At 63.9% G+C, this 12,605-nt stretch carries 11 protein-coding genes; 5 read left to right on the top strand and 6 right to left on the bottom strand.

The genetic code is table 11. The features are described 5' to 3' along the window. Nucleotides 1-13: 13 nt before the first annotated feature. The 4 genes from GHT07_RS06250 to GHT07_RS06235 are packed head-to-tail and all read right to left on the bottom strand — an operon-like array spanning nt 14 to nt 3,659. Entirely contained in the window at nt 14-676 is a 663-nt protein-coding gene (locus GHT07_RS06250; protein WP_228488203.1) for a TIGR03915 family putative DNA repair protein, read from the bottom strand. Next, nucleotides 673-1,671, bottom strand: a complete 999-nt coding sequence (locus GHT07_RS06245; RefSeq protein WP_153584204.1) for a lysylphosphatidylglycerol synthase domain-containing protein — start codon at nt 1,669-1,671, stop codon at nt 673-675. The genes GHT07_RS06250 and GHT07_RS06245 overlap by 4 nt, the downstream gene beginning before the upstream one ends. A 6-nt stretch (nt 1,672-1,677) precedes the next feature. Beyond that, on the bottom strand, nt 1,678-2,889 hold the full coding sequence (gene clsB / locus GHT07_RS06240) for a cardiolipin synthase ClsB (RefSeq protein WP_153584203.1): 1,212 nt from the start codon (nt 2,887-2,889) through the stop codon (nt 1,678-1,680). A gap of 11 nt (nt 2,890-2,900) precedes the next feature. Continuing rightward, nucleotides 2,901-3,659: an endonuclease/exonuclease/phosphatase family protein gene (locus GHT07_RS06235; RefSeq protein ID WP_153584202.1), complete on the bottom strand. Its 759-nt coding sequence runs from the start codon at nt 3,657-3,659 to the stop codon at nt 2,901-2,903. Between the two features lie 135 nt (nt 3,660-3,794). Between GHT07_RS06235 and GHT07_RS06230 the strand changes: the two genes are divergently transcribed. After that, the gene (locus GHT07_RS06230; protein ID WP_153584201.1) at nt 3,795-4,325 is read left to right on the top strand and encodes an acyloxyacyl hydrolase; all 531 of its coding nucleotides are present in this window, start codon (nt 3,795-3,797) and stop codon (nt 4,323-4,325) included. 85 nt (nt 4,326-4,410) lie between these two features. Here the strand turns inward: GHT07_RS06230 and GHT07_RS21280 are convergent, their stop codons facing one another. After that, entirely contained in the window at nt 4,411-4,935 is a 525-nt protein-coding gene (locus tag GHT07_RS21280; RefSeq protein ID WP_194792852.1) for a Spy/CpxP family protein refolding chaperone, read from the bottom strand. Nucleotides 4,936-5,214: 279 nt separating this feature from the next. Between GHT07_RS21280 and GHT07_RS06220 the strand changes: the two genes are divergently transcribed. Further along, complete coding sequence (locus GHT07_RS06220) at nt 5,215-5,706, top strand: CesT family type III secretion system chaperone (RefSeq protein ID WP_153584199.1); 492 nt, start codon at nt 5,215-5,217, stop codon at nt 5,704-5,706. Between the two features lies 1 nt (nt 5,707). Further along, a complete protein-coding gene (locus GHT07_RS06215; RefSeq protein ID WP_153584198.1) occupies nt 5,708-9,130 on the top strand; it encodes a hypothetical protein in 3,423 nt (1,140 codons plus the stop codon). Here GHT07_RS06215 and GHT07_RS06210 read toward each other — a convergent pair. Next, nucleotides 9,127-10,236 carry an alkene reductase gene (locus GHT07_RS06210; protein WP_153584197.1) on the bottom strand — a complete coding sequence of 370 codons (1,110 nt, stop codon included), beginning with the start codon at nt 10,234-10,236 and terminating at the stop codon, nt 9,127-9,129. The genes GHT07_RS06215 and GHT07_RS06210 overlap by 4 nt on opposite strands. A 98-nt stretch (nt 10,237-10,334) precedes the next feature. Between GHT07_RS06210 and GHT07_RS06205 the strand changes: the two genes are divergently transcribed. Next, a complete protein-coding gene (locus GHT07_RS06205) occupies nt 10,335-11,618 on the top strand; it encodes an AsmA family protein (RefSeq protein ID WP_153584196.1) in 1,284 nt (427 codons plus the stop codon). Nucleotides 11,619-11,747: 129 nt separating this feature from the next. Beyond that, nucleotides 11,748-12,599 carry a transglutaminase-like domain-containing protein gene (locus tag GHT07_RS06200; protein WP_153584195.1) on the top strand — a complete coding sequence of 284 codons (852 nt, stop codon included), beginning with the start codon at nt 11,748-11,750 and terminating at the stop codon, nt 12,597-12,599. Nucleotides 12,600-12,605: the final 6 nt, after the last annotated feature.

Raw genomic sequence — 12,605 nt, 5'->3', positions numbered from 1 at the left:
GCCGGCACGCAGGCTACTGCTTGCCGAACACTTGCCAATACACAGCCGCCCATGCCGCGTCCGGCGCATCGTTGGCTGGCAATGCCGTGCGAGGCAGTGCCGCGCCAAAGTGCAGCAGCTGGCCTTTGCACTCCACGGACCGCCTGGGTGTGAAGATCGCCCATTGCGCCCGGGGGTTGCGCTGTGCGAACCACGGCGCCGCCGCCTCGACGATATGGTGCGTTGGCTCGAACCATCCCATCTCGATGGGCGCCTGCAGTGCGTCGCTCACCACACGAAAGTGCACGAACGCCTTCATCTTCTGCAGGTCGCGCCGTACGGCGTGGCCCATTTGCTGCGCGTGCAGCATGTCGGGGTCGGCCGCGCTGTTGCGCAGGCCCGGCTCGTGCACCAGCCGCCACAGCAGCCTGTAGAGCAGGTTGAACCGTTCAGGGTCCTGGTGCAACACCACCATCTCGCACAGCCGCTGGAATGAAGCGGGGACGATGGAAGAGGCGCTTCTGGCTGAGCTGCCCAGCGGCCTGCCTGCAGGCGCCGTGCCGGTGAACTCCGCGTCGTCGCGCGCCAGGGCCAGCCACTGGACTTCGTCAGGCGGCACCTGGCTGGCAAGCAGGGAGCGGGCTTCTTCGCGAAAGCCTTCGATGTCGGTTTCGCTGTCCAGCCACGCTTGCATCATGAATCTCTCGGCGCGTGTGTGGTGTGTTTGCGGGCGTGCGCTTCCATTGCCACGTACAGCACGCTCGCGAGGGCCAGCGGCGCCAGGTAGTAGATCGCCCGATAGCCCAGCAGCGCGCCGATGAGCGTGCCCTCGGACACCACGTGCGACAGCAGCGCAACAAAGACGAATTCAAAAACACCCAAGCCTGCCGGCACATGCGCGACCACGCCTGCGATAGCCCCGATCAACAGCACCGTCAGCACGTCGGTGTAAGGCACACGCTGGCCGAGCAGCACGAAGATCACGCCGGCCATCAGGCTCCAGTTCACGCATGAGATCGTCATTTGCAGCACGGCCATACGCCATGGCGGCAGGTACACCTCATGGCCGCGGATCGTCCAGCTGTGGCCGCCCCATTTGACGCAGGCGCCGATGTACGCCAGCGAGGTGCAGATCAGCAACGCGCCCAGCCACTGCAGCGCGTGATTGCCCAGATGCCAGCCTGGCGGCAGCGCCAGCGGATGCAGCAGGAAAACAATGCCCGCCATCAGCTTGTAGCCCAGCCAGTTCGTCAGCATGCTCATCGAAACGATGCGCGTCACGACGCTGCCCTTCAGGCCCAGCCTGGTATAGAGCCGGTACCGAAAGCCAACACCACCCACCAGCGAGCCTATGCACAGGTTGAAGGCATAGCTCACGAATGTCACCGCCATCACTGTGAGCGTCGGCAGGTTGTGGCCCGTGTAGCGCTTGCCGATCAGGTCGAAGCAGCTGTACAGAAGGTGGCTGGCGGCAGCCAGTAACGCAGCGACGAACAAGGCCATGGGCGGCGTGCTGCCCAGCGACTCAAGAACGTCGTCCCAGTCGATGTGCTGCGCGTACTGGCCGAGCAGGGCCACGACGGCCGCGAAGAAAACGAGCGAGGCCGCCCGCTTGGCCCAGCGCCACCACGGCCGCGTACCTGCTGGCGCGCGCCCGTCCAGCACGCGTGCGGAAAGGGTGCGGTCCGTCATGGCACCTTAAGTCCGCGCGTCGATGGCGGGCATCAGGCGCGGTGCATGGCGGGGCAGCCAGTTGGCCCAGCCGGGATACAGGCGCGAGAAGTGGTAGGCCACAAAGCTGCGCGCCAGGCTCCAGCCCTTCAGCTCCCCCAACTCCTCGCTGGTGACGTGCTTGCAGTTGTGCTGCATCAAGTGGTCCAGCCGCTCGTACAGCCGGTGGTTGAATGCCTTGTCGCGAATGATCACGTTCGCTTCCAGGTTGAGCGCAAGGCTCAAAGGATCGAGGTTGCTCGACCCGACCGTTGCCCACTCGTCGTCCACCAGCGCCACCTTGCCATGCAATGGGCGATCGCAGTATTCGTGGATCTGCACGCCCGCGCGGATGAGCTGGTGGTACAGCATCATCGCCACGGTCTTGACGATCGGCATGTCGGGCTGGCCCTGCAGGATCAGGTGCACTTCGACACCGCGTCGCGCGGCGCGCTTGAGCTCCTTGATGAAGCGATAGCCAGGAAAGAAATACGCGTTCGCAATGACGATGCGGCGCCGGGCGGCGCGCAGGCCCACGCGGTAGTGGTGCTCGATGTCGCCCTTGTGTTGCGTGTTGTCGCGCACCACGAGCATCGCCGCTGCTTCGCCAGCGGGCGGCAACTCGCTCGACGTTGACCGCAAGTCGCGGCGGCCGCGCCACCAGGCCCGCAGGCCGCGCTGGAAGCGCTGGCCCTGTGCCAGCGCGGCGTGCGTGAAGCGATGGATCTCGGCGACGAGCGGGCCGTGGATTTCCACGGCGTAGTCCTGCTTGGCCTCGGGGCCGAAGTCACCCAGGTGATCCGCCGAGTAGTTGATGCCGCCGACAAAGGCGGTGGCCGCATCGACCACGACGATCTTGCGATGCATGCGGCGCAGCAGGTTCACGCGGTAGCCGAACAGGGGCTTGCCAGGCTCGAACACATGAATGCGAACCCCTGCCTCCTGCAGCGACGAGATGAATTGCGGCGACAAGTCGGGCGAGCCGAATCCGTCAATCGTCAGGTCCACCTGCACGCCTCGCCGGGCCGCGGCGGTCAGCACTTCATGCAGTTCAAGACCGACCTTGTCCTCAAAGAGGATGAAGGTTTCAATGATCACTTCCCGGCTGGCCTTCGAGATGCTGTCGAAGACGCGCGGAAAGAATTCCTCGCCGTTCTCGAGAAGTTGGATGTCGTTGCCGGTGATCCAGCGGCTGTGCATGGCTCAAGCTCCTAAAGATGAATTTCGGCGGCAAGCGGCGCATGGTCGGACAGGTGCGACCAAGGCTTGCGCGGCAGTACGACGGGCAGATGCACGGACGCATTGCGCACGTAGATGCGGTCCAGCGACAACATCGGAAACCGCGAAGGAAACGTCCTGGCAGATTCGCCATACGCGCTGACAAACACTTCTTTCAAGCCAACACCGTCTTCCAGGATGCTGTGCGCGCGGCGGCGCCAGTCGTTGAAGTCGCCGGCCACGATGAGCGGTGCATCGTCCGGCACCTCGCCGCGAACCAGCTCGCACAGCAGGTCGAGTTGCTGCCGCCGGTGCGACTCGGCCAGCCCCAGGTGAACGCACACGGCGTGCACCTGGTGGCCGGTGCCGGGAATCTCCAGGATGCAGTGCAGCAGCCCGCGCTTTTCAGGCCCCAACACCGACACGTCGTGGTTCTGGTGGTGGACGATGGGGAACTTCGACATCACTGCATTGCCGTGATGGCCCTTCGTCGACACCATGTTGCGTCCGTAGGCGTACTGCGGCCAGATTTCGTCTGCCAGAAATTCGTAGTGAGGCGTGTCGGCCGGATCATTGCGGTGACGCCCGTTCGTGCCCATGACTTCCTGCAGGAAGACCACGTCGGCGCCGACTTTGCGCACAGCGTCGCGCAGCTCATGCAGCATGAACTTGCGGTTGAAGCTGGTGAAGCCTTTGTGGATGTTGACCGTCATCACGGTCAAGGTTGGGGTGGAAGCGCCTGTATCGGTCATGCGAAAAGTCTCCCGAAGCGGGAGAGACTTTTCTACCGTCGAGCAGCTATGAGTGCTGTAGGACTGCAGACCGTGTGCCTGTGGTCAGGAAAATCGCATAAGCTTCCAGTCGCCCCCATCACTGAAGGCTGCCTCATGCGAATCAAACTTTTGCCGCTGGCTGCGTGTCTTGCTGTTGCGTCTGGTGCCGCGCACGCTGACTGGAGTCCTTCGGGATTCTTCTTTGAAGGCGCAGTCGCTGACCACAGCGGCTACAGCTTCAATGCGGGCCTTGTCTGGCCGTGGAACTGGCGTTATGAAACGGCAGGCGGCCTCGTGACTCTGCAGACAGAGGCGTCGCTCGGGCAGTGGAGCGGCAAGTCAGCAACGGGTCGCGTGTCGTTCACCCAGGTCGTGCTCCAGCCGATTTTTCGCTATCACTTCGACAAGTCGGCCACGGGCTTCTTCGTCGAAGGCGGCATCGGGCTGTCGTACACCGACAAGGTCTACATCACCGCCAGCAAAACGTTCAGCACGCGCCTGAACTTCGCCGACACCATCGGCACGGGCTACAGCTTCGGCGCGCAGGAGGTCGGCTTGCGCCTGACGCACTATTCGAACGCCGGCATCAAGCACCCGAACCCCGGTGAGAACTTTCTGCAGTTGCGCTACGGGGTGAAGTTCTAGAAAGAAAAAAAAGCCCACGCCTTGATGCCGGCGCGGGCTTTTGCGGGCAGCCGCCGAATCAGGCGGCTGCTGTTGCGGCCGGGAATCAGCCGCCGTGATGCCAGCCGTGGCGCCCGCCGCGCTCACCCATGCCCCGGCCCATGAACTTCATGGAGGCGGTGTCAAACACGCGCTTTTGCTCGACCGACAGCGTCGCGTAGAAGGTCTTGGTCGCGTCGGCCTTGCGGTCCTGCTCGGCGATGTGCGCGTTGCGCAGGGCGCGCATCCGGTCAATGCGCTCAGGCGTGGTCATGCGCAGCATCTCGGCCTGGTCGGGGCGCTGGTGTTGCGCGGGGCGCATGGCCTGCGTCCACGCGGTCCAGGCGCCTTCCTGGGCGGGGGTGACTTGCAGTGCGCGCTTGAATGTCGCCATGCGCTCAGCCATGCGCTCTTCGCGGTGCTTTTGCATCTGTGCCGGGTCGCGGCCGAAATGGAAGCCGTCGCGCATCATCGAGTGGCCGGGCATCGCGCCGGGGCCGCCGGCAGGCGGGTTCTGTGGTTGGGCGCTGGCTGTGAAGCCGATGGTTGCCAGCATGGCGGCAAGTGCGAGGTGCTTGGTTGCGAGTTTCATCGAGAGGTCCTTTGCTTGAATCCAGAGGGCCCGGGATTCATCCCAGGTTGGAAGCAAGTGTGGGCGCGAGTTGTATCTGGACCGTGGAGGCGACGTCACGGCTGTGTAAAGAGTTGCCGGTGGGGCGAGCCATGCCCAAGAGGCAAATTTTCGATAGATACGCAGGGGTGGACAACCAATTGGATAGGTTTGGCGCAGCACATTGCCACCTAGGATAGCCCTCGTAAGCCCTCGCATGAAGGGCTCAGGGAGCCATGGCACCACCCACTGGGGAGCACGATGGCTAAGAATCGCCGCGTTCACAGGGACGACAAAGCGCTCGTCAATCACTGGCTTCAGCACATTGGCAGGCAGACCCGGGTTGGGTTGGCACTTGATCACGATGGCGTTTGCACCATTGGTCATGACTCTGGCCTCGACTGCTGCGTCGAGGTTCCTGACAACGGCTCGGTCTATCTGCGTGTAGCGCTCTTGCCCTGGGAGCCTGAAGAAAACCCTGATCTCGCGGAGCGGTGCCTGCTCGCGAGCTTCATGGGCATCGGGACTGGTGGCGCCGCCTTCGGCGTCGACCCTCTTGATGCCGAGCTGGTGCTTTGGCAAGAACGCCCGCTCTCCTGCCTGAATGAAGCGAGCTTCGCCGCGTTGGTTGTCCAGATTCTCGAGAACGCTGTACGTCTGCGCAACGACCTGGCCGAAGCGGAATACGAGGCCAGTCGCGAGGCGCTGAGTCAGCTTCGCTCCCCCACCAATTTCTCCATGTTGAAGGTCTGATGTGAGCCCCTCCGCCTCCGCGAAGTCCGCAGCTTTCCTTGCGCCCACCACGACACCGGATGGTGCCGCAGACATTGATTCGCTGGCAGTCGCCGCATCTTTCGATGGATGGGATGACGTCGTCGAAGAGCTGGGTGCCATCAAGCCTTCGCACCGCTCACGCAAGAGCCAGGTGGCCGACTTCCTGTTGCGCAGGAAAACGTCTGACCTGCCTGCAGGCGCCCTGGTCGCGGCAAGCCGCGCGCACCAATCGAGATTTTTTCGCGAGGCGTTGACCCGCAAGGGCAGCGATACACAGGGCCGGGACGGTCAGCCTCACGGCTCTGACCGTGAAGGTGCACTGACCGAACTGGTGAGCGCTGTCAAATCGGGCAAGGGTGCGCCCGATGCGTCGTTCGAACTCGCGAAGAAGTTCGCCTCCGCGCGGCCGCAGGACGTTGCCCAGTTGCTCAGCCAGCTCGATGGCGGACAAGCCTTGCAGGATGACTTGCGATCAGCGCTGGTGCGCTCGGGCATGGGCGGGACCAAGGCCCGCAAATGCACTGAGGTGATTTACGCGGCGCTCGTTGCTCAATTTGCCACAGGCATGGAATGCTCGCGTCTGCAGCGCTACGCGAAAGAGATCGACGCTCTGGAAGGTGGTGGCGGCACGTTCGGCAGGCGCTTGCAGGCCTTGAACACCATTGAGAGCGAACTTGCGGCGGAAAGCGGTCTGTCGACAGCGAGCATTGCAATGCTATTGACGCGTCTGACGGAACTGCGCTCTCTTCTTGAGCAGAGTGCCTCCCAGCATGAGTTGTTCATCGTCGCGGCGATCGATGGCATCACGGTCGACAGCGCTGCACCGGACATTGAAGGCCGCTTGCGTGAGCTCGACGAGCGTGACTTGTCAATCGCCAGCAGTTCGAACCTGGACAGTGATACGCGGCTGCGCCTGCAGGCGCAGGCCAATGCGGCGCGCGCTACGCTCGAAGCACTGCGAACGCGGTCTGCCGATCTTGACGCCATGGCCGCGCAGCCGCGTCTGCGGCAGGCATTGCACAGTCTCGATGTTGCCGGCTACGTCAACGCACGCGCGAGCCTCGCGAATGTGGCAAGCCGTGTCGCCGCAGACTTTCGCACGGCACTCTTTGAACGCCTGGACGAAATCATCACCGGCACGCGTGAGGTGCAGTGGCTGCAAGCCATGTGCGATCGCGACGCGGAGATCATCGACATGGTGCTGCCTGGTGCCCAGTGGGACGACCTGGCGTGGAGCCTCAAGTCGGATGCGCTCGATCCCGCCCAGAAGCAGGTTCTGTTGAATCTTGAGGCACAACACCTGCGTCGCAAGGCTGCGCGCGCGCTCGACATTGCCATGCAATCAGCAGCCCTGTCTGGTGCGCGAGGCGCGAACAGGTTTCCCACAGGCGCTTTCCAGGCGCTGCGCGCCGATGCCACGCTCATTGCCTGGTTTGTGCAGAACGCGCCGCGCATGGTGGGCGAGCGTGATCTGGCAATTGCCAACTGGATCCGGCTGTCGGTGGACGACACCGCCCAGTCCGATGCGTTGTTTCTTGAGCTCCAGGCCAAAGGGATCGACATTGGTTCGATGCAAGACCATGCCCGGCAAGGCTTTCAGAGCTCCGCTGATGTGCAGGCTTGCATGAATCAGATCCAGGCATTCGGCCAGGCGCTGCAGAAGAATTCACTGGTGGCTTCGCTCGATCCGCAAGTGCGGGTTGCGCAGGTTGGCATGCAGTTGCTGGCCAATCTGGGCATCAGCGCTGCCGATATCAATGACCCCGCCATCGATGTGCAGGCCCGGCCGCTGATCGAAGAAGCCCTGCATCGCCGCACAGGCGCGAAGGAGCTGCTGCGCGCACTGCGTCGCATCGCTGTGGTGCAAGTGGCCAACGAAAGCCAGGATGCGAATTTCACACCGGCGGGTCAGCGCGCCGACGGCGTCACCTACAGCAGCTTGATCATTCAGCGCCTGGCGGCAATGGGTCAGGACATGAATGTGAACTCAGCCAATCCTGTCGTGAAAGAAGCGGCTGTGCACTTGCGCGAGAAGCTGCCCGCGGACACGCGGTCACTCGACAAACTCTGCGCCGATTTTGACCCCGCGTCTCTGGCGAATCGCGCAGGCGGCTTTCTCCGCTCTCCAGCCAGTATTGCCAAGCCCTCCAGCCGACCGGCGGCGCAAGCCAAGGCTGCCGCTGCACAGCGAGGCAGGCAACAGGCGAATGAGGCCATGCTCAAGCAGGCCCTGGCTGCGCTCAAGCCCGGCCAGGTCATCACGATTTCGTTCGGTGCGGCGGGAGAAATTTCGGTGTCGGTCCCCACCGTCCCCGGGCTGTCGGTTGACACAAGCCTGTCCGCTGAAAAGCGCAGGAGCATTGCAGTTTCGCTCGCGCAGGATGGCACCTTTGATGTGGAAATCCTGGCGGGAGCCAGTGCGCGTCATGGCGCATCAGTCACGACACTCATGGACGCGATTGACATCCGGATGGGCGTGACGCGTGCGCGCGACCAGGGGTATCGCGTGAAATTCGACCAGCAGGCGGCGTGTGAGGCGCTGCTTGTCGCCGTGGCGAACAATGCCGACATCGCACCACACGTGCAGGCCGCGACTGCGGTTGAGTCGGCCGCACATTCGCTGGTCCGCGGCGATGTTTCCGTCACCGCGACAGCGGACCTGACCATCGCCTCGCTCTCTCTGGAGCTTGCTGCGGCTGCTGGCGAGAGTCATAGCGTGCATGAGGGCGGTCAGTTCAAGCGCGAAGTCTTCAGCCGCGACGTGCGCGCCCAAGCCGTGCTCAGGGCGGCGCTGGCCGGGGACCTGGCCTCCAGGGAGGCCGGCGTGGGCATTGACCTTGGCGTGCGCCGCACCATCGTGCGTGAGAACGGCATGCTTGCCGGTGGGCCGCAACGCGCCGAACTGAGTCCGACGCTCAGCCTTGTGACGCGTGTGGCATTTGGCAACCAGCGCTCGTGTCTGGACACATTGCTGCCGGGCGATTCGCCGCAGAAGCAGGCCATCGCAGCGGAGCTCGGCAGCCTGGATGACGGCGCCGAACTTTTCATGCGATATGGCTTGAGTGAAGCCGCACGTGCACAGGCGAACGGCTTGTTGGGCAAGGCCCAGAATGCGCTGACGCAGGCAGCTCAGCAGCATGCGTCAGCGCAAAAGGCGCTGCGCAATCAGGCACGGAATTTTGCAAAGGAAGCAGACGCAGTCATGCGCAACCCTGCGAACTACACGCCCCAGGGATTTGGCTGGACGCAGCGCACGATCGCGTCTGCAGAGAAGTCGCGCGGTGTTGTTACGCAATCAGCGCAGCGCGCCAGCGAGCAGACCGTGTTTCGTCCATTCGACGAGCTGCCCGGTGGCGCCCCGCAAGTCGGCCGCCCGCTCCTGCTCGCTGCGATGGCCGCTTAGGTGGCGCCTAGCGCGGGGTAGTCGGTGTAGCCCTTGGCGCCGCCGCCATAGAACGTGGACTTGTCAGGCTCGTTCAATGGCGCGTTGGCTCGCAGGCGCTCGACCAGGTCCGGGTTCGAGATGAATGGCTTGCCGAACGCGACGAGATCGGCGCCGTTGGCAATCGCGTGTTCAGCCAAGGGCTTGTCGTAGTTGTTGTTCACCATCCATGCGGCCTTGCCGCCGGCGTCGCGGTAGGTCTTTTCAAGCTCGCGGTAGTCGAAGGGGCGGTCTTCGAGCACGCGCGGGCCACCTGTCGCGCCTTCGATGATGTGGATGTATGCAAGGCCCAGGGGCGCAAGTTCACGCACCACGTAGTCGAACAGGGGCTGCGGATCGGCATCGATGATGTCGTTCGCTGGTGTCACGGGCGACAGGCGAATCGCCGTGCGGTCACCGCCGATTTCGCCGACGATGGCGCGCACAACTTCGAGCAGCAGGCGCGCGCGATTCTTGATCGAGCCGCCGTAGTCGTCCTTGCGATGGTTGGCCCCGGTCTTGAGGAACTGGTCGATGAGGTAGCCGTTGGCCCCGTGGATCTCGACGCCATCGAAGCCGCATGTCGTGATTGCATGGCGCGCCGCGTGGCGGAAGTCCTGCACGATGCCGGGGATCTCTTCTGAATCCAGCGCACGCGGCATCGAGGTCGGCGCAAAGCTGCCGACGCCATCCTTGATCAGGAACGTCTTTGTCTTTGCCGCGATGGCCGAAGGTGCCACCGGAAGCTGGCCGTCGGGTTGCAAGTCCACGTGCGACACGCGGCCCACGTGCCACAGCTGCACGACGATGCGCCCGCCCTGGGTATGCACGGCATCGGTCACGCGCTTCCAGCCGTCGAGTTGCTCGGTGCCGTACAGGCCGGGCACGTCGGCATAGCCTTGGCCCTGCGCGCTGATGGCGGTTGCTTCGGTGATCAGCAGGCCCGCGCTCGCACGCTGAGCGTAGTACGTGGCCATCAGGTCGTTCGGGATCGCCCCGGGTGCGCGGTTGCGCGTGAGCGGCGCCATCACGATGCGGTTGGGAAGTTGAAGGCTGCCAGCCTGTACGGGATCGAAAAGAGTCTTCATGGGATTGGAAAGCCGGGCGAATGGATCGTGGAGTAGACCAACATCCTAGCGGTGCAGCGTGACCTCGTGGGGCGTAGGGACGCGCGACAATGCCGCTCATGAAGAAATGGATGTGGTGGGTAACAGGATTGGTGGTGGCGCCGGCGTTGATGCTGGCGGTGATCGCGCTTGGATTGCAGCGCTGGGTGCACAGCGATGACTTCCGCGGATTCGTGGCTGACCAGGTGAGCAGCGCTGTGGGCGTGCCGGTCGAATTGGGCAGCATCGATGTGGATGTGTGGCCTTTGCCGGCCGTCGCACTCAACCATGTGCGGGTGTTGAGCCAGCCCCCGTTGACGCTCGAGCGCATCATCGCGCGCCCGAGCTATGCGCCACTGCTGCGCGGGCGCCTCGAGGTCAAGACGGTGATCGTGCGCAATGCCGTAGTTCCGCAAGCAGCGGTTGCCGCGATCGGCGCAGCATTGCGGAAGAAGCCGGCGCCTGCGGACAAGGCCGCCACACCCGCAGAGCCTGCGGCCACCGGCGTGAAGGTGGCCATGCCCAGGAAGGTGGTGCTGGACGGCATCAGCTGGGTAAGCGAGAAGGGCCTGACGACCACGGTCGATGCGACTGCCGAGTTTGACGAAGCAGGCCTGCCTGGCAACGCGAGCCTTGAGGTGAAGAAGGGCCATCTTGCCGGCGCGAAGGCGAGCGTGGTGCGCGAGGCCGATCACTGGGCGGTGCGCGTGCAGATCGGCGGCGGCACGATGGCGGGCCAGCTCAAACTGGCCTCGGGCGACAAGGCGCTCTCCGTGTTGCAAGGTGAACTTGAAACCAGGAACGTCGAGATCGCCGCGCTGACGGCCCCATCGCGAACGCTGACGGGCAAGCTCGAAGCAAGCACCACGCTGAAAGCGGAATTTGCGGCGCCAAGTGCGCTCGCCGATGTGTTGCGTACCCAGACGAAGTTCACGGTGCGCGGTGCAGTGGTGCACGGCGTTGATCTGGCGCAGGCCGTGAAAGCCGTCGGCACCAGTCGCGGGGGCGAAACGCATCTGGACGCGCTGGCCGGCAATGTCGTCACGCAGGGGCGCGCGGTGCAGTTGAACAGCCTCGTTGCGACATCGGGCGTGCTGTCGGCCAGCGGCAATGTTGCGATGTCGCCAAACAAGGCGCTCAGCGGCCGCATCACGGTCGATCTGGTCAGTGGCGCTGCCGGCGGCGCGCTGGGCATTCCCCTGGCTGTGGGTGGCACGCTGGATGAGCCGAGCGTGTCATTGAGCCGCGGCGCGCTGGTGGGCGCGGCGATTGGCACCGTGATTGCGCCCGGCCTCGGCACGGGTGGCGGGGCCAAGATTGGCGACGCGATCGGAACAGGCTTGAAAGGCCTGTTCGGGAAATAGCCCCCAGGCACGGCCCCACTCAGGGCGCCGTCCTACAGGGCGCCGCGCCGGGTGCTGATTCGCACGGCTGGGCTGGATTTCTACGATCGGTGGGCAGGCGATAGGCCTGAGCTCACCCACGTAGAACCCATGCATGTCTCGACTGTCGAAACCGTTCTTGAATATGAAGTTCGGGCGCCTTCGCACTTTTGCTTCAACCTCGAAGCGGCGCACTGGCCCACGCAGAAGATCCTGAGCGAGAAGCTGGCTGTCTCGTCAGGCGTCAACCTGCACACCTTCACCGACGAGCGCAGCGGCAACCGCTTCTTTCGCTTCGACGCGCAGCCGGGGCACCTGATGGTGAACTACAAGGCCGACGTCGAGGTGTATTCGGAGCATGTCGATGAGCATCTGCCCGAGTCGCCGGTGGGTGAAGTGCCTGACGAAATCTTTCACTACCTCATGCCCACGCGCTACTGCGAGTCGGACGTGATGTGCCAGGTGGCCTACCAGATGTTTGGTGACATCGAGCCGGGTATCGGCCGTGTACGCAAGATCGTGCAATGGATTCATGAGTCGATCCGGTACCGCCCCGGCAGTACCACTGCGACGACGACTGCGCAGGAAGTGTTCGTCCAGCGCGCCGGTGTGTGCCGCGACATGGCGCATGTAGGCATCACGCTGTGCCGCGCGCTGAACATACCCGCGCGCCTGGTGGTGGGCCACGTGTGGTTCGACGAGCCGCCGCAGGACTTTCATGCGGTGTTCGAAGCGTGGCTGGGAGGCCGGTGGGTGCTGTTCGATGGCTCGGGCATGGCACCTGTCGACCGGCTCGTTCGTATCGGCACGGGCCGCGATGCGAAAGACGTGGCCTTCGCGACCTACTTCGGCAATGTGAACATGATCCGCAAGGAGATCATCGTGAATGAACACGAGCCCCGGATGACGGCCAATAGTGGCAAGGCGGTGGTGGAGTTGGCTGCGGTGGGGGCGGGCGGGTAGCGCACG

The sequence above is a fragment of the Caenimonas koreensis DSM 17982 genome (assembly GCF_009646335.1).
Taxonomy (GTDB): domain Bacteria; phylum Pseudomonadota; class Gammaproteobacteria; order Burkholderiales; family Burkholderiaceae_C; genus Ramlibacter; species Ramlibacter koreensis.
Note: the sequence above shows the minus strand (reverse complement) of the source record. Positions and strands in the feature narration are given on the sequence as shown.

What these genes read in the sequence shown, in the direction of transcription:
- GHT07_RS06220 (WP_153584199.1), top strand. Translation starts at nt 5,215, where the DNA reads ATGGCTAAGAATCGCCGCGTTCACAGGGACGACAAAGCGCTCGTCAAT.
- GHT07_RS06250 (WP_228488203.1), bottom strand. Translation starts at nt 676, where the DNA reads ATGATGCAAGCGTGGCTGGACAGCGAAACCGACATCGAAGGCTTTCGC.
- GHT07_RS06210 (WP_153584197.1), bottom strand. Translation starts at nt 10,236, where the DNA reads ATGAAGACTCTTTTCGATCCCGTACAGGCTGGCAGCCTTCAACTTCCC.
- clsB (WP_153584203.1), bottom strand. Translation starts at nt 2,889, where the DNA reads ATGCACAGCCGCTGGATCACCGGCAACGACATCCAACTTCTCGAGAAC.
- GHT07_RS06245 (WP_153584204.1), bottom strand. Translation starts at nt 1,671, where the DNA reads ATGACGGACCGCACCCTTTCCGCACGCGTGCTGGACGGGCGCGCGCCA.
- GHT07_RS06205 (WP_153584196.1), top strand. Translation starts at nt 10,335, where the DNA reads ATGAAGAAATGGATGTGGTGGGTAACAGGATTGGTGGTGGCGCCGGCG.
- GHT07_RS06230 (WP_153584201.1), top strand. Translation starts at nt 3,795, where the DNA reads ATGCGAATCAAACTTTTGCCGCTGGCTGCGTGTCTTGCTGTTGCGTCT.
- GHT07_RS06200 (WP_153584195.1), top strand. Translation starts at nt 11,748, where the DNA reads ATGCATGTCTCGACTGTCGAAACCGTTCTTGAATATGAAGTTCGGGCG.
- GHT07_RS21280 (WP_194792852.1), bottom strand. Translation starts at nt 4,935, where the DNA reads ATGAAACTCGCAACCAAGCACCTCGCACTTGCCGCCATGCTGGCAACC.
- GHT07_RS06235 (WP_153584202.1), bottom strand. Translation starts at nt 3,659, where the DNA reads ATGACCGATACAGGCGCTTCCACCCCAACCTTGACCGTGATGACGGTC.